At 60.0% G+C, this 16,506-nt stretch carries 14 protein-coding genes; 7 read left to right on the forward strand and 7 right to left on the reverse strand.

The features are described 5' to 3' along the window. Positions 1-38: 38 nt before the first annotated feature. Positions 39-392: a hypothetical protein gene (locus tag EGM97_RS09955; RefSeq protein WP_053149087.1), complete on the reverse strand. Its 354-nt coding sequence runs from the start codon at positions 390-392 to the stop codon at positions 39-41. 27 nt (positions 393-419) lie between these two features. Here EGM97_RS09955 and EGM97_RS09960 point away from each other — a divergent pair, with 27 nt between their 5' ends. Next, positions 420-1,385, forward strand: a complete 966-nt coding sequence (locus tag EGM97_RS09960; RefSeq protein ID WP_238964878.1) for a CobW family GTP-binding protein — start codon at positions 420-422, stop codon at positions 1,383-1,385. Between the two features lie 12 nt (positions 1,386-1,397). Here the strand turns inward: EGM97_RS09960 and EGM97_RS09965 are convergent, their stop codons facing one another. Continuing rightward, the gene (locus tag EGM97_RS09965; protein WP_053149081.1) at positions 1,398-1,820 is read right to left on the reverse strand and encodes a DUF3301 domain-containing protein; all 423 of its coding nucleotides are present in this window, start codon (positions 1,818-1,820) and stop codon (positions 1,398-1,400) included. Between the two features lie 119 nt (positions 1,821-1,939). Between EGM97_RS09965 and pdxY the strand changes: the two genes are divergently transcribed. After that, the gene (pdxY, locus tag EGM97_RS09970) at positions 1,940-2,812 is read left to right on the forward strand and encodes a pyridoxal kinase PdxY (RefSeq protein ID WP_238964877.1); all 873 of its coding nucleotides are present in this window, start codon (positions 1,940-1,942) and stop codon (positions 2,810-2,812) included. A 103-nt stretch (positions 2,813-2,915) separates the two neighbouring features. On the opposite strand, the gene EGM97_RS09975 is transcribed toward pdxY, so the two are convergent. Beyond that, positions 2,916-3,404 (reverse strand): acyl-CoA thioesterase, encoded by a 489-nt coding sequence (locus EGM97_RS09975; protein ID WP_238964876.1) that lies wholly within the window; start codon positions 3,402-3,404, stop codon positions 2,916-2,918. A gap of 256 nt (positions 3,405-3,660) precedes the next feature. On the opposite strand from EGM97_RS09975, the gene EGM97_RS09980 reads away from it, so the two are divergent. Further along, a complete protein-coding gene (locus tag EGM97_RS09980) occupies positions 3,661-5,424 on the forward strand; it encodes a cation:proton antiporter (protein WP_238964875.1) in 1,764 nt (587 codons plus the stop codon). Between the two features lie 16 nt (positions 5,425-5,440). On the opposite strand, the gene EGM97_RS09985 is transcribed toward EGM97_RS09980, so the two are convergent. The 3 genes from EGM97_RS09985 to uvrD form a co-directional block, all read right to left on the reverse strand. Beyond that, positions 5,441-5,848: an SMI1/KNR4 family protein gene (locus EGM97_RS09985; RefSeq protein WP_238964874.1), complete on the reverse strand. Its 408-nt coding sequence runs from the start codon at positions 5,846-5,848 to the stop codon at positions 5,441-5,443. 141 nt (positions 5,849-5,989) lie between these two features. After that, positions 5,990-6,865: a Tim44 domain-containing protein gene (locus EGM97_RS09990; RefSeq protein WP_238964873.1), complete on the reverse strand. Its 876-nt coding sequence runs from the start codon at positions 6,863-6,865 to the stop codon at positions 5,990-5,992. 286 nt (positions 6,866-7,151) lie between these two features. Beyond that, entirely contained in the window at positions 7,152-9,335 is a 2,184-nt protein-coding gene (gene uvrD / locus EGM97_RS09995; protein WP_238964872.1) for a DNA helicase II, read from the reverse strand. Positions 9,336-9,594: 259 nt separating this feature from the next. On the opposite strand from uvrD, the gene EGM97_RS10000 reads away from it, so the two are divergent. The 3 genes from EGM97_RS10000 to EGM97_RS10010 all read left to right on the forward strand — a co-directional run bounded on the left by EGM97_RS10000 (position 9,595) and on the right by EGM97_RS10010 (position 13,988). Then, positions 9,595-12,486, forward strand: a complete 2,892-nt coding sequence (locus EGM97_RS10000; protein WP_238964871.1) for an EAL domain-containing protein — start codon at positions 9,595-9,597, stop codon at positions 12,484-12,486. Between the two features lie 146 nt (positions 12,487-12,632). Beyond that, positions 12,633-13,499: a transcriptional regulator HexR gene (gene hexR / locus EGM97_RS10005; protein ID WP_003187110.1), complete on the forward strand. Its 867-nt coding sequence runs from the start codon at positions 12,633-12,635 to the stop codon at positions 13,497-13,499. Between the two features lie 279 nt (positions 13,500-13,778). Then, a complete protein-coding gene (locus EGM97_RS10010; protein ID WP_238964870.1) occupies positions 13,779-13,988 on the forward strand; it encodes a PA3496 family putative envelope integrity protein in 210 nt (69 codons plus the stop codon). Here the strand turns inward: EGM97_RS10010 and EGM97_RS10015 are convergent. Beyond that, positions 13,930-14,892 carry a LysR family transcriptional regulator gene (locus tag EGM97_RS10015; RefSeq protein ID WP_053149057.1) on the reverse strand — a complete coding sequence of 321 codons (963 nt, stop codon included), beginning with the start codon at positions 14,890-14,892 and terminating at the stop codon, positions 13,930-13,932. The two genes, EGM97_RS10010 and EGM97_RS10015, sit on opposite strands and share 59 nt — an antisense overlap. A gap of 187 nt (positions 14,893-15,079) precedes the next feature. Here EGM97_RS10015 and EGM97_RS10020 point away from each other — a divergent pair, with 187 nt between their 5' ends. Next, on the forward strand, positions 15,080-16,495 hold the full coding sequence (locus EGM97_RS10020) for an acetyl-CoA carboxylase biotin carboxylase subunit (RefSeq protein WP_053149054.1): 1,416 nt from the start codon (positions 15,080-15,082) through the stop codon (positions 16,493-16,495). The last annotated feature ends 11 nt before the right edge of the window (positions 16,496-16,506 follow it).

The following is a 16,506-nucleotide window of genomic DNA, read 5'->3' on the forward strand; positions in this document are numbered from 1 at the left end:
TGTGGCTAATTCGTGCACTCAAATTAACCTACAGGCCACTAGGGTTTGAGCCAGGTCCCTTGGTTCTTTCCTTCACAGAACGGTTGGAGATACGCCGCGTCGCCGGCCACGCCGTAATAGTGAATATCCTGGCGGTAGGGCATATTGGTGACCTGAGCGTTGCTGCAGACGCCGAACGCGCCGCCAGGACATTGATCGACGTATTGCACATCGACTTTCTGTCCGGCAAGGCTTGGCTGGCAGAATCCGTCGGCGAAGAGCTTTGGCGGAATACTGCGGTTCTGCTGACATACCTTGACGTCGAGCCGTTCCGCCTGGCTATGGACCACGCAAGCCTGGGCCAGTACCTGGTTCGAAGTCAGTGCCAGTAATAACCAGACAATCATCCGCATTTTCACCTCCATCGAAAGCTGTCGATCATGTTGCAGAACATTCCCACCCATGTCGTCGCAGGGCCCTTGGGGGCTGGCAAGACCAGCCTGATCAGGCAATTGCTCGCCCAGCGCCCCGCTGACGAGCGCTGGGCGGTGCTGATCAACGAGTTTGGCCAGATCGGACTGGATGCCGCGCTACTGACCCAGGCGGCCGATGGTATCGCACTGGGGGAAGTTGCCGGAGGCTGTTTATGTTGCGTCAACGGGGCGCCGTTTCAGATCGGTCTCGGTCGTTTATTGCGCAAGGCGCAGCCGGACCGTCTGTTCATCGAACCTTCAGGCCTGGGTCATCCGGCGCAACTGATGAGGCAATTGCAGCAAGCACCCTGGCTCGGGGTGCTGGCGGTACAGCCATGCGTGCTGGTGCTGGACGCCCGGGCGATGGCAGACGGCAGACTGTTGGCTGATGTGCAACGACAGGCGCTCGCCACCGCCGGACTGCTGGTACTGAACAAAGCCGAGCGCCTCACAGACGACGAACGTGCACGCGTCATCAAGCAGCTACCGGCGATTCCATCGTATTGGACGCAGCAGGCTGCGTTGCCCATCGACCAATTGCCGGGGATGTCCGCCCGGGGAAGCGGGGCTGTGGACAACTTGGATGTACCGACGGACGTGGGGCAGCTCCCGGCAATCTGGAGCGATCCGACGTTGCCGATCTGCCTGCATGGGCCGCAGGAAGGAGGCTGGAGCATTGGCTGGCGATGGCATCCGAGCCAGCGTTTCGACACGCAGGCATTGACCCGATGGTTGGAGGGCGAAAGCTGGCGACGGGCCAAGTTGATCATTCACAGCGCCGACGGTTGGGTTTCAACCAACGCCCTGGAAGGCGAAGCGCCGCAATGGCAAAGCAGCGAGTGGCGGCAGGACTCCCGGCTCGAATTGATTTTCAGCCAGCCGCAAGAAGTGACCATCCTGCACAGTGGCCTGGCGAACTGCCGACGGCCATGAGTCATTCCTGATTCAAGGCTTCCACTTGTTGTGTTCCTGTCGCCACTGGCTTAATTCGATGACTTCGGCCCGGTGCTTGGCCTGGACCGGTTCGGCCAGTGTCTGTGGCGATTCTTCGAACGGCATCGGGTACGGCGCCAGTTCGATCTGCGCGCTGTGGGCGCCGAACTGGGTGATGGTGCCCGAATGGCGCGATTCGCCGGTGACTGTGAATTCGAAATTGTAGATTCGCGCCAGGCGCCTGCGCCCGCTGGCATCCTTCACGAATCCGATCTTCTTCAGCGCAACGTTGCCGTCCAGCAGTTCGATTTTCAGGTTGGCGCAATGCTGCATGACCCTCGCCAACGCGCGTTCGCGCAAACCGTGGTTGTGCCACAACCAGGCGCCACCGGTAGCCAGCAGCATCAGCACGAAGATATTTCCAAGAGTCAGCATGAACGAAGTGCTCCAACAAGTTGCTATCAGCTTAACTGTGTCGCCGGTCTGTCGTACAGGCTGTGTTTAGTCGCATACTGCGCGGCTTGAATTTCAATCGTTTTACGGAAACCTTCCCCATGAAACGTACGCCTCATCTGCTTGCCATTCAGTCTCATGTGGTATTCGGCCACGCCGGCAACAGCGCCGCCGTGTTTCCCATGCAGCGGATCGGGGTCAATGCATGGCCGCTCAATACCGTGCAGTTTTCCAATCACACCCAGTACGGCCAATGGGCCGGGGACGTCCATGCGCCCCACCAGATACCGGCCTTGATCGACGGTATCGCAGCTATCGGTGAGTTGGGCAATTGCGATGCGGTGCTCTCCGGTTACCTCGGAAGCGCGGCTCAAGGGCGGGCGATCCTGACGGGCGTGTCCCGCATCAAAACCGCCAATCCCAAGGCGCTCTACTTGTGCGACCCGGTCATGGGGCACCCGGAGAAGGGCTGCATCGTGGCGCCCGAAGTGAGCGAATTCCTGCTGGAAGAGGCCGCTGCGGTGGCGGACATCCTGTGCCCGAACCAACTGGAGCTGGACAGCTTCTCGGGTCGAAAGGCGCAATCGTTGCTTGACTGTCTGGGTATGGCGCGTGCGTTGTTGGCACGCGGTCCGAAAGCTGTGCTGGTCAAGCACCTGGCTTATCCCGGCAAGCCCGAAGACAGCTTCGAAATGTTACTGGTGACCGCCGAAGGCAACTGGCATCTGCGCCGGCCATTGCTGGCATTCCCGCGTCAACCGGTGGGGGTGGGCGACCTGACGTCAGGTCTGTTCCTGGCGCGGATACTGCTGGGCGACGGCTTGGTGGCGGCGCTGGAATTCACCGCTGCGGCGGTGCATGAAGTACTGCTGGAGACCCAGGCTTGCGCCAGTTATGAACTGCAACTGGTTCGCGCCCAGGATCGGATCGCTCATCCACGGGTGCGGTTCGAGGCAGTACCCATCAGCCTCTGATCACACCGATCCCTGTGGGAGCGAGCCTGCTCGCGATAGCGGTTCATGGCCAACCTCAAGGTTGGTTTGGAGCCTTTATCGCGAGCAGGCTCGCTCCCGGACATCAATTGACCCCGTCCTCTTTGATCTCCTGATAACGCTTCTCCAGTTCCTGGCGAATCTGCCGACGCTGCTGGGCTTGTTTGTAGCGGCGCTTGGCTTCGCTGTTCTGTGGCTGTAAGGGCGGTACGGCAGCGGGTTTGCGCTGGTCATCCACCGCTACCATGGTGAAGAAACAGCTATTGGTATGGCGGACCGAGCGCTCGCGGATGTTTTCGGTCACGACCTTGATGCCCACTTCCATCGACGTGTTGCCGGTGTAATTCACCGACGCCAGGAAGGTCACCAATTCGCCGACATGAATCGGCTCGCGAAAAATCACCTGATCCACAGACAAGGTCACCACGTAGCGTCCGGCGTAGCGGCTGGCGCAGGCATAAGCGACTTCGTCGAGGTACTTGAGCAGCGTGCCACCGTGGACATTGCCAGAAAAGTTGGCCATATCGGGGGTCATCAACACCGTCATCGACAGTTGGGCGTTTCCGGGTTCCATAACGTTCTCACGGTCAAGGCAGCAATTAGGGAGGTGCACCTCTGCGGGCGCTGGTGGTGGCCTGTGCGACCTGTTGCAAACCCACCGATATCGGGACGCTGCGCCTGTGGCTGCCGTCACGCGCCGATGGATCTGTTTCCATATATTGCACCGTCTTTTTGTCGGAAGTCGCGGTGTTAACCTGCAAAAGCCCATCGCGAGGGCATTTCCTACAAGGGAAACGGACTTATCCAGTCATCGACAGGGAGCCTCATAGATGCATGCCATCAATTTCATTCAAGACCTGGCGATCATCATGCTGGCAGCGGGGTTGGTGACGGTTCTGTTTCATCGTCTCAAACAACCGGTGGTGCTGGGCTACATCGTGGCCGGCTTCCTGATCGGCCCGCATACGCCGCCGTTTGGCTTCATCCATGACGAAGACACTATCAAAACCCTCGCTGAGCTCGGGGTGATCTTTCTCATGTTCTGCCTTGGCCTGGAGTTCAGCCTGCGCAAACTGTTCAAGGTAGGCGCGACGGCATTCATCGCGGCGTTTCTCGAAATCGTATTGATGATCTGGATCGGTTACGAAATAGGCCGCTGGTTCAATTGGAGCACCATGGATTCGCTGTTCCTGGGGGCGATCCTGGCTATTTCCTCGACCACCATCATCGTCAAGGCGCTCAATGACCTGAAGATGAAGAACGAGCGCTTCGCCCAACTGATTTTCGGCGTGCTGATCGTCGAGGATATTCTCGGCATCGGTATCATCGCCTTGCTGTCGAGCATAGCGGTCAGCGGCACGGTGAGCTCCGGCGAGGTATTTTCCACGGTGGGCAAGCTCTCGCTGTTCATGATCGTCGCGCTAGTGATCGGCATTTTGCTGGTACCCAGGCTCCTGGCTTATGTGGCGAAGTTCGAGAGCAACGAGATGCTCCTGATCACCGTGCTGGGCCTGTGTTTCGGCTTCTGCCTGCTGGTGGTGAAGCTCGAATACAGCATGGTGCTCGGCGCTTTCCTGATCGGTGCGATCATGGCCGAATCCCGGCAACTGGTGAAAATCGAGCGATTGGTCGAGCCAGTGCGTGACCTGTTCAGTGCGATTTTTTTCGTGGCCATCGGCTTGATGCTCGATCCGGTCATCCTGCTGCAATACGCCTGGCCGATTGCGGTGATCACCGCAGCGGTGGTGTTGGGCAAGATGCTGTCCTGCGGCCTCGGTGCCTTTATCGCCGGCAATGACGGACGCACCTCACTGCGGGTGGGGATGGGCCTTTCGCAGATCGGCGAATTCTCCTTCATCATTGCTTCGCTGGGGATGACCTTGCAGGTCACCAGCGATTTCCTCTACCCGGTTGCAGTCGCCGTTTCTGTACTGACCACGCTGCTGACGCCTTACCTGATCCGCGCCGCCGATCCGTTATCCGTCAAGCTGGCGACGGCGATGCCGAAACGGCTGACGCGTGTGCTGGGGATGTATGGCGAGTGGCTGCGAAGTATCCAGCCCCACGGTGAAAGTGCGCAGATCGCCTCCATGATCAGGCGAATCCTGCTACAGGTCGGCGTCAACTTGGCGCTGGTCATCGCTATCTTTGTCTCGGGCGGTTATTTCGCCGAACGGATGTCGGTTTATATGCAGGCCTGGATCAGCGATCCGAGCTGGCAGAAGGCGTTGATCTGGGGCGCAGCGTTGCTGCTTTCGCTGCCGTTCCTGATCGCCGCGTACCGCAAGCTCAAGGCGCTGTCGATGCTGCTGGCGGAGATGGGCGTGAAGGCTGAGATGGCCGGGCGTCACACTCAGCGTGTGCGTCGAGTGATCGCTGAAGTGATTCCACTCCTCTCGTTGCTGGTGATTTTCCTGCTGTTGGCAGCCTTGTCGGCCAGCATTTTGCCGACCAACAAGCTGCTGGTATTGATTGCCGTGGTGGCGATTGCGGTGGCGGCCTTGCTCTGGCGCTGGTTTGTACGCCTGCACACCAGGATGCAGGTGGCCTTGCTGGAAACCCTGGACAATCACAAGGAGTCGTCCGGGCATTGACCGGCTGCTTCGGGTATCAGCTCTCCAGCCAGACGTCCCGTGCCCAGTGCCAGACGGATTCCCAGGTTTCCTCGGCGATCAACTCGTCCTCGGCCTGCCACAACACCACAGTTCCGTCTTCTTCCACGCAATAGTAGTCGTCGCCGTCCTGGCAGATCGGGATCAGGCTGCGATCCACGCCGGCATCCCAAGCGTTGGCGGCGACTTCGGGCAGGTAGGTGTGGGAGTGGGGGTCGGTCACGGTGACCGGCTCCAGGCTGCCGTAGACGACGTCGCTGACGGTCAGCAAAAACTCTCTGAAAACGAACGGGATATCGATGAACAGTTGCTCTTCGATCTCGACCAGCAAGTCCTCGTCGGGCAACTCCAGTGGAACCGGTACCGGTTCGTTGGCTTCACGCAATTGTTCGATGATTTCTTCCACGTCCGGGGATCCTCTTTCTCGTTGGCGCGGTTTTACATGAGGCGGTTTATACAGTAGCTCGCTGTAGATGCAACCGCGAAAATAGAAAACCCCGGCCTGAGCCGGGGTTCCTTTATTTCAACCTGCGAAACGCGCAAAGGTTCAACCGTTCTGGCGGATACCTGCCACCAGCCAAGGCTGGTTTTCGCCTTGGGCACGCTCCATGTTCCAGCTCTCGCTGAACGCTTCGCCCTGGTCGAAGCGGGAGTCCTTCGACACGCCGCTGAAGGTCAGAGTGGCGACGGTCTTGTCGGCACGATCATCGACACCGTCCAGTTGCACATGCAGGTTATCGATATAGGTGGACTGGTAGCCATCACCCAACTCGGCCCGTTCACGCTTGAGGAACTCCAGCAATTGCGGAGTCACGAACTCGGCGATCTTGTCCATTTCGTTGCCGTCCCAATGCTGCTGCAGGGACATGAAATGGCTGCGTGCGGCTTCGATGAAGCGTTGTTCGTTGAACCAGGCCGGTGCGTTGATGACCGGACGGGCGGCCACCGGAGCGGCCGAACCACCGAAGATCGAGCCAGCGGAAGGCTGTTGATTGAATACTTCACGCTGCATCGGCGCATGACCGGCCGGAGCGAATTGCTCCTGCTGCTTGCGACGACGGGCGGCAATGAAGCGAAAGACCAGGAAGGCGATAACCGCCATGATCAGGATGTCGAAGATCTGCATGCCCTGGAAGCCGTCGCCCATGAACATGGAAGCGAGCAGACCACCGGCGGCAATGCCGGCCAGGGGGCCGAGCCAGCGCGATGCGCCGCTGGCCTTGGTGGCGGCGCCAGCGGCACCGGCAGCGCCCGCAGTGGCGGCGGTGGACCCGGCCGCAGAGGACGGCGCCATCTGGCTGGTCTGGTGAGTCGGGGCCGCGCCCGAGCTTTTACCACCGCCAAAACGCTTGGCGGCATTGGCGTCGACGGCCATCGTCAGGCCGATGCACAACGCCATGGCGATGCTAAGAAAACGTTTCATATAAAGGCATTCCCATTTGTGAGTAGCACGCGCGCCATGTTGCACAGGTGAATTGTTACTGGCTAGCGGCAGAGTGTTTCGGGCTTTTACCTGACAGCTCAGGTTCAGCTTCAGGTGCGCAAGAGGGCTTGTTCGCTTTGGGTTGTAGGAAAGGGAGATAAGTTCGGTCAGAGAACTGAAGGCAACTTTAAATGTGGGAGCGGGCTTGCTCGCGAAGACGGCGGCACATTCAATCGCTCTACAGGCTGGCCCACCGCTTTCGTGAGCAAGCCCACTCCCACATAGCCTAGATAGCCTCGAGCTTGGCATACCCCAGCATCAGCCACTTGCTGCCTTCGCTGAAGTTCACCTGGACCCGGGCCTGAGCTCCCGCGCCTTCGAAATTGAGGATCACGCCATCACCGAACACCGAGTGCCGCACCGCCTGGCCGAGGGTGAAGCCGGTTTCCGGGATGTCGCTGCCGCCAAACAGGCTGCTGGAGCCGGTTTGCTGGCTGCCCCCGAACGGACGGCTGACGCTGTTGGACAACCGCACTTCCTGGATCAGCCCTTTCGGTACTTCACGTACGAAACGCGACACTTTGTTGTAGGTTTCGCTGCCATACAAACGACGGGTTTCAGCGTAAGTGAGCACCAGGTTCTGCATGGCGCGGGTAATGCCGACATAGGCCAGGCGCCGTTCTTCTTCCAGGCGTCCCGGTTCTTCCAGGCTCATCTTGTGAGGGAACAACCCTTCTTCCATACCCACCAGGAAGACATAGGGGAACTCCAGGCCCTTGGCGCTGTGCAGGGTCATGAGCTGGATGCTGTCTTCGTGTTCCTCGGCCTGGGTATCGCCGGCCTCCAGGGAGGCATGGCCCAGGAAGGCCGAGAGTGGTGACAGGTCGGCGTCTTCTTCGGTGTTCTCGAAGTTGCGCGCGGCGCTGACCAGTTCTTCGAGGTTTTCTACCCGAGCCTGGCCTTTTTCGCCTTTTTCCGCCTCGTGATAAGCAATCAGTCCGGACTGTTCGATAACCGTCTGGGTCATCAAGTGCAGTGGCATTTCCCCGCACTTGGCCGCCAGCTCGTCTATCAGGTCCATGAAGGCCTTCAGCGCGCCGGCAGCGCGACCGGTCACACCCTTGTTGGCGACCAGTTGGCGCATGGCTTCCCACATGGAGACATGGCTGTGGCGTGCATGATCGCGAATGGCTTCGACAGTTTTTTCGCCGATGCCACGGGTCGGCACGTTGATCACCCGCTCCAGGGCGGCATCGTTGCCACGTCCCTCGATCAGGCGCAGGTACGCCATGGCGTTCTTGATCTCGGCGCGCTCGAAAAAGCGCTGGCCGCCGTAGATCCGGTAGGGGATCCGTTCGCGCAGCAAGGCCTCTTCCAGGACCCGCGACTGGGCGTTGGAGCGATACAGGATGGCGATATCGCTGCGGGCGAGGCCGGTTTTCAGCGCGCTCTGGATGGTTTCCACCACGTAGCGGGCTTCATCGTGTTCGTTGAATGCGGCATACAGGTTGATCGCCTCGCCTTCGCTGCCGTCGGTCCACAGCTCCTTGCCCAGGCGTCCGGTGTTATTGGCGATCAGCGCGTTGGCAGCCTTGAGGATACCGGCGGTGGAGCGGTAGTTCTGCTCCAGGCGGATGACCTCGGCGTCGGGAAAGTCCGCCGAATACTGATGGATGTTTTCGATCTTGGCTCCGCGCCAGCCGTAAATCGACTGGTCGTCGTCGCCCACTACCATCAGGCTGTCGCCACCCTTGGCCAGCAGGCGCAACCAGGCGTATTGCACGGCGTTGGTGTCCTGGAACTCATCCACCAGGACATGCCGGAAGCGCTTCTGATAATGCTCCAACAGGCCCGGATGATCGCGCCACAGGTCCAACGCGCGCAGCAGCAGCTCGGAAAAGTCGATGACCCCGGCACGCTGGCACGCGGTCTCGTAGGCTTCGTAGATGCTGCGCATGGTCGCCAGGAACAAGTCGCCGCTGGCTTGAATGTGTTGCGGACGCAGGCCTTCGTCTTTCTGGCCATTGATGAACCATTGGGCCTGGCGTGCCGGCCAGCGTTGTTCGTCCAGGCCCAGCTCGCGGATCACTCGCTTGACCAGCCGCTGCTGGTCGTCGCTGTCCAGGATCTGGAAGGTCTGGCTCAGGCCGGCTTCCTGCCAGTGCGCCCTCAGCAAGCGGTGCGCCAGGCCGTGGAACGTACCGACCCACATGCCGGCCGGGTTGAGGCCCATCAACTGCTCGATGCGATGGCGCATCTCGGCAGCGGCCTTGTTGGTGAACGTCACCGACAGGATCGAATGGGGCGAGGCGTTCTCGACCTGGATCAACCAGGCGATACGGTGCACCAGCACTCGGGTCTTGCCGGAGCCGGCACCGGCCAGGACCAACTGACGACCCACGGAGGCGGCTACGGCCTGGCGTTGGGCATCGTTGAGGGAGTTCAGCAGAAGGGAGAGATCATCGCGCATCGGGGCATTCTAGGGCGCGACGCCACCTCGGGCAAACCAAGCTTTGCGGCAGCCGATAAAAGACCGGCAGGGGATGACCGGTCAGTCATGGGCCAGGGCCGTTGCCGGGGCTCGTTCGGCGCCTTGGCCGTTCATTGAAGCAGCGAGTTTTTTGCGTATTTTTATGAGCTACAGCAGTGTGGGATGGCCCCGTGCTTGTGTATGCTCGTGGTCGCTTCGGGTTCTCCGTGCCCTCGTGATAAGAACAAGAACAGTGCCTATGACCCTCAATTCCGATCTGGCAGGCCCCTGTGTGGAACCACGGATCATCTGCAAGCAGTACGCCACGGAGATGGCGGTGGAGCGTACACGGTTGCTGTACCAGGGCTCGCTGCTGCCAACGTTGTTCATGCTGGTCAACGGCCTGGTCTGCGCAGTGCTGTTGTGGGAGCCGTCGCGCTATTTCCTGGTCACTGTCTGGCTGGTCTGGTTGTTGTCGCTGGTGGCCCTGCGGGTGATTCAGGTGGCGGCCTTCGACTCTGCGATGCCAAGCCGCCAGGCACACCCCATGTGGCTGCGAATGTTTTTGCTGGGTTCGGCGATGACCGGACTGACGCTGGCCGGCGCCGGCATCGCCCTGGTACCGGCCGACAGCTTCCAGCAGCAGGCCTGGGTGTTTGGTCTGATCGGCGCGGCTACCTTGTCCGCCAGTGTGGCCTATGCCGTGAGCCTGCCGGCGTTCCTGTCCTTTACCTTGCCCTGCCTGTTGCCGGCGATCGGCTTCCTTTTCCTGGGCGATGATGCACAGCAGCACGGTTGGGGTTGGCTCGGGCTGGTGGTGCTGGTTTCGTTGAGCGTGGTGGCCTGGCAGGTCAACCGTTTGATGCAAAGTGGCATGCTTCGACGGTTTCAGAATCAGGCGCTGATCGAGCATTTGCAGCAAACGCAAACCCGTAGCGCCCAGCTCAACGAGGCGTTGGCCAGGGAGGTGGAGCAACGTCGTCTCGCCGAGGAACAGTTGCGCGCCGCCCAGGTTGGCCTCGAAGCGAGGGTGGCTCAGCGGAGCCTTGAGCTGGAGGTGGCCAGCCAGGCCCTGAGCAAGAGCGAAGCCCGCCTGGCGTTGGCCCTCAAGGCCAGTGAGCTGGGGCTCTGGGACTGGAACCTGCAAACCGATGAAGTCCACCACACCCAGCTCAAGGAGCTGTTCGGACTGGAGCGTGAATACGTCACGGCCATGCTCAGCCATCTCACGCCTCGCCTGCATCCGCAAGATTTGCCGGCACTCAAGCGGGCTCTGATCGAACACCTCAAGGGCCGCAGCGAGGATTACCAGATCGAATACCGCATCCGCCACAGCGATGGGCACTGGGTCTGGATCGAAGACCGTGGTCGGGCCGTGGAGCGCAGCGCCAGCGGACGGGTGTTGCGCATGGTCGGTACCCGACGGAACATCAGCGCCAGTAAAGAGCTGGAGCAGCAGCAACAGTTGGCGGCCACGGTGTTCGAAGCCGCCAGTGAAGGCATCGTGATCTTCGACCCTAATTACGCATTGCTTGCCGCCAACCAGGCGTTCACTCGGGTTACCGGTTTCAATATCGATGACATGCTGGGACGCAATGTGGTGGATCTGCCCTGCAGCCGGGATGCGCGTCGGCACTATTCGATCATTCGCCAGGCCCTCAAGGCACACGGCACTTGGCAGGGCGAGCTGGTCGAGGCACGGGCCAACGGCGAGCTGTATCCGCAATGGCTACAGCTGAATATTGTGCGCGATATTCGAGGAAATGTTAGCCATATCGTGGGCTTCTTCGCGGATCTTTCCGCCCGGCGCCAATCCGAGGAACGGATGCGCTACCTGACCCACTATGATGATCTGACAGGACTGGCGAACCGTTCGCTGTTCCGTGAGCGCTTGCATGAGGCCCACCAGCGTGTGCGGCAGGGAGCGCGGCGCAGCCTGGCCTTGCTGCATATCGATCTGGATCGTTTCAAGTTGCTGAACGACAGTCTGGGGCATGACATTGCCGACCAGTTATTACAGAAAATCGCCCGGCGGCTGATCAACGCACTGCCCGAGGCCGATACCATCGCCCGGCTGTCGGGCGATGAGTTCGGGGTGCTGTTCGATGCCTATGGCAATCTTTCGAGCCTGGCGCGGGTGGCGACCCGTCTGTCCGCCAAGTTGCGCCTGCCGCTGACCATCGAAGGCCATGAACTGGTAGTCAGTGCCTCCATCGGCATCAGCCTGTTACCCGACAACGCGCGCGAGGTCGCGACACTGGTCAGCCAGGCGAACATGGCCATGCAACATGCCAAGCATCTGGGAGGCAATAATTTCCAGTTCTACACCGACAGCCTCCAGGCCAGCACGCTGGAGCGCCTGCAACTGGAAAACCAATTGCGCAAAGCCCTGGAAGAGCAGCAACTGAAGGTGTTCTACCAACCCAAGCTGTGTCTGGAAACCGGTCGTTTGAACGCCGCCGAAGCCTTGGTACGCTGGGATCATCCGACCATGGGCCGGGTGCCGCCCGCGGAGTTCATCGGTTTGGCCGAAGAGACCGGGCTGATCGGACCGATTGGCGAGTTCGTACTGCGTCAGGCCTGCTGGCAGGCCTGCGAATGGCAGCGCCAGGGGCTGGCGCCGATCAGGGTATCGGTGAATCTGTCGGTGCATCAGTTACGCCAGGGCAAGTTGGTCAGTCTCGTGCGGCAAGTGCTGGAAGAAACCGGTCTGGCGCCTCAGTACCTGGAACTGGAGCTGACCGAGAGCCAGTTGCTCGACAGCGTCGAACACATCATCGCCACCTTCCAGCAACTGCGTGATCTCGGGGTCAAACTGGCGATCGACGATTTCGGCACCGGCTATTCTTCCCTGAGCTACCTCAAGCGTATCCCGGTGGATTACGTGAAGATCGACCAGGCATTCATACGCGGGTTGGAGGAGGGCGGTGAGGATGCCGCGATTACCCGGGCGATCATCGCCATGGCTCACGGGTTGTCGCTCAAGGTGGTTGCCGAAGGCGTTGAGCGGCAGGGCCAGCTGGCATTTCTCAAAGCCGAGCATTGCGATGAAGTCCAGGGCTACCTGGTCAGCCGCCCGGTCGAGGCGCAGAGCCTGGCTGTGCTGTTGAGCGGCAGCCCTGGCGATTTATGGCCCACCTCTGCTACATGACGCGCATGCGGCATGGAATCGGGAGATCGAGTTACGCATTGGGCGGGCAAAAAGGTAATTCATGTAGTATAACTACAAGCTTGGCTACATCATCGCTGCTTCCTGGCACCTGCCAATAACGCCGCCAATAACAAGAGTCCAGCCCCTTGAACCTGTTGCAACACATCGCCCAGTCACGCCACCTGCTGCGCAAATCGGAACTGAAAGTCGCCGATCACGTACTGCTCGATCCCGCGGCCGTGATGCACAGCTCCATGGCTGATCTTGCCCACAGCGTCGGCATCAGCGAGCCGACGATCGTGCGTTTCTGCCGCGCCATCGGTTGCTCGGGCTTCCAGGATCTGAAACTCAAGCTTGCACAAAGCCTGGCGGCCGGTGCGAGCTTCGGTCAGTTCGCGATCCATGAAGACGACTCGGTCGCCGACTACAGCCTGAAGATATTCGACACGACCCTGCATACCCTGATGGAGGTTCGTGAGAAGCTCGACCCGGTGGCCTTGCAAAAAGCCGTCACGGCCATGTCCCAGGCCCAGCGTGTCGAGTTCTATGGCTTCGGTGCATCGGGCGCGGTGGCGGCCGATGCGCAACACAAGTTTTTCCGTCTGCTGCTCACGGCAGCTGCCTATTCCGACCCGCACATGCAGGCGATGTCGGCGGTCACGTTGAAACCCACCGACGTGGCGATCTGCATTTCCCAGTCGGGTCGCTCCAAGGACCTGTTGATCACCGCCAACCTGGTGCGTGAAAGCGGTGCCTCGCTGATCACCTTGTGCCCGAGCCAGACGCCATTGGCCGAGCTCTCGACGGTAAACCTGGCCATCGATGTGCATGAAGACACCGAAATCTACACGCCCTTGACTTCGCGCATCGCGCACCTGGTGGTTATCGACGTGCTGGCAATGGGTGTCGCCATGGCCCGCGGTCCGAGCCTGGTCAACCACCTCAAGAGCGTCAAGCGCAGCCTGCGCAGCCTTCGGCTGTCTCCCAAGTCGGTGAAGGCGCTGGACGACTGAGTTCCATATCATCAGGGCGCGCGCTTGTGGCGAGGGGATTTATCCCCGCTGGACTGCGCAGCAGTCCCAAGCTTTTCTCCGGTGTATTTATTTTGCAGGTGTGGCGTTCTCGGGTGAGGGCTGCTTCGCAGCCCAACGGGGATACATCTCCTCGCCACAGATTTAACCCTCCAGAAGGATCTCATTCCCTTAATTCATCGTTCTGTCACCCGTACGCCGCCAAACCGTCATCCCGCGCGTTCATCTTGAAATTCCCGTATACGTCTTGGGAGTCTCGACATGACCCAGTCCTACGAAGAACGCAGCGCCGTCAAAACCCGTCGTCAGCAGGAAGACCAGCGCCGCATGGCGTTCCGTCGTGCAATCGAAGACCGCTTTGAACAGCGCCAACTCCTGGCCGAAATCAGCGAATTTCCTGACGCAATGGAATTCAATTACTGGCAGGCAACGCCGGTGGCTTCCCGTCGAAACGCTCAACCAGGCCAATGATCTGAGCCCGTTCGCCGCGAACGAACGCCAGGAAGGCGTGGGCCACCGGCGACAATCGTTTCGCCCTGGCCTGTACCAGGCACCAGCTTCGATACAGTGGCAGTTCCTCCACCGGCAGCTCGATGAGTGCGCCAGAGGATAGTTCGCGGCTCACGGCGTGGCGTGTCAACAGCGCCACGCCCAGTCCGGCCACTACGCATTCGCGTTGGGCCTCCGCTGAGGCGACTTCCAATGTCTGGGTGAAATGCACCCGCTTCTCCTTGAAGTATTCTTCGCAGGCCAGCCGCGTGCCGGACCCTGGTTCGCGCAACAGCAGCGTGTAGGGCTCCAGGTCCTGCAAGCGCAGCGGTCCCACGTGGCACAACGGGTGGTCCGGTGGTGCGACGGCCACGATTGGATTGTTGAGAAACGGCAGGAATTCCAAGCCCATGTCCTGGGGCACCATGGACATGATCACCAAGTCGTCACGGTTATCCGAAAGCCGGCGTATCACCTGGCCACGGTTGACCACTGTAAGACTCAGGTTGACCTCCGGATGCTGGCGCTTGAACGCGGCAAACAGGTGCGGCACGAAATATTTAGCGCTCGACTCCACCGCCAGCTTCAATTGGCCTTGCAAAGAGCCCTGCATGTCCGACAGCTGCATATCGAGATTTTCCAGACGCCCGAAGATGTCCCGGCTGGCGCGTTGGAGGGCTTCGGCGGCTTCGGTCATGTAGAGTTTTTTGCCTACATACTCAAACAGCGGCTGGCCGATCAGCTCTTCAAGGGACCGAATCTGTAGGCTGACGGCAGGTTGTGTGAGTGACATTTCGTCGGCTGCACGGCTGTAGGACCTCAGGTCGCACACCTCATTGAAAATCTGCAGTTGACGCAATGTCATACGCATCAATGACTTACGCACGATTCAGCTACCTCGACCCAAAACGATTGGCTTAACTATAAGTCCTGGTTTATGCATGACCCAATAATTATTCATTTTTGTTAATCAACGGCCAGTACTAGTGTGGAGCTGCGACCGATTGTTACATCTGGTCACGCGTCGGCCTGATCTTCAGGCCGTGGTATCACCGGCTCAAGGGAACCTCCAATTGATAACAAAGATCCTGATCGCCAACCGTGGTGAGATTGCCGTCCGCATCGTGCGTGCTTGCGCCGAGATGGGCATCCGCTCGGTCGCGGTCTACTCCGACGCTGACCGTCATGCCTTGCATGTCAAGCGTGCGGACGAGGCCCACAGCATCGGCGCCGATCCGCTGGCCGGCTATCTCAATCCGCGCAAACTGGTGAACCTCGCCGTGGAAACTGGCTGTGATGCGTTGCATCCTGGTTATGGTTTCCTTTCGGAAAATGCCGAGCTGGCCGACATCTGTGCCGAACGTGGCATCAAATTCATCGGCCCTGCGGCGGAAGTCATCCGGCGCATGGGTGACAAGACCGAAGCGCGCCGCAGCATGATCAAGGCCGGTGTCCCGGTCACTCCAGGCACCGAAGGCAACGTGTCGGGCATTGAAGAGGCGTTGGCCGAAGGCGACCGGATCGGTTATCCGGTGATGCTCAAGGCCACGTCCGGCGGTGGCGGTCGGGGTATTCGTCGCTGCAACAGCCGCGAAGAACTCGAGCAGGCCTTCCCCCGCGTGATTTCCGAAGCCACTAAGGCGTTCGGTTCGGCGGAAGTGTTCCTGGAAAAGTGCATCGTCAATCCCAAGCACATCGAAGCGCAGATCCTGGGCGACAGTTTCGGCAACGTGGTGCATCTGTTCGAGCGCGACTGTTCGATTCAGCGTCGCAACCAGAAGCTGATCGAAATCGCCCCCAGCCCCCAGCTGACTCCCGAGCAGCGCGCCTATATTGGCGACCTGTCGGTGCGCGCCGCCAAGGCCGTGGGTTATGAGAATGCTGGCACCGTGGAGTTCCTGCTCGCCGAGGGCGAGGTGTACTTCATGGAGATGAATACCCGGGTGCAGGTGGAGCACACCATCACCGAAGAAATCACCGGTATCGACATTGTCCGCGAGCAGATCCGCATCGCTTCCGGACTGCCGCTGTCGGTCAAGCAGGAAGACATCCAGCATCGCGGTTTCGCTTTGCAGTTCCGGATCAACGCCGAGGACCCGAAAAACAACTTCCTGCCCAGCTTCGGCAAGATCACTCGTTACTACGCCCCTGGCGGCCCGGGTGTGCGCACCGATACGGCGATCTACACCGGCTACACCATTCCACCGTTCTACGATTCGATGTGCCTGAAACTGGTGGTCTGGGCGTTGACCTGGGAAGAAGCCATGGACCGTGGTTTGCGGGCTCTGGACGACATGCGCCTGCAAGGGGTCAAGACCACCGCCGCGTATTACCAGGAAATCCTGCGCAACCCGGAATTCCGTAGCGGCCAGTTCAACACCAGCTTCGTCGAAAGCCACCCTGAACTGACCAACTACTCGATCAAGCGCAAACCCGAAGAGCTGGCCTTGGCCATCGCCGCCGCCATTGCCGCCCACGCAGGCCTGTAAGGAACCATGAC

This window comes from Pseudomonas sp. AF32, from assembly GCF_022342325.2.
Classification (GTDB): Bacteria; Pseudomonadota; Gammaproteobacteria; order Pseudomonadales; family Pseudomonadaceae; genus Aquipseudomonas; species Aquipseudomonas uvaldensis.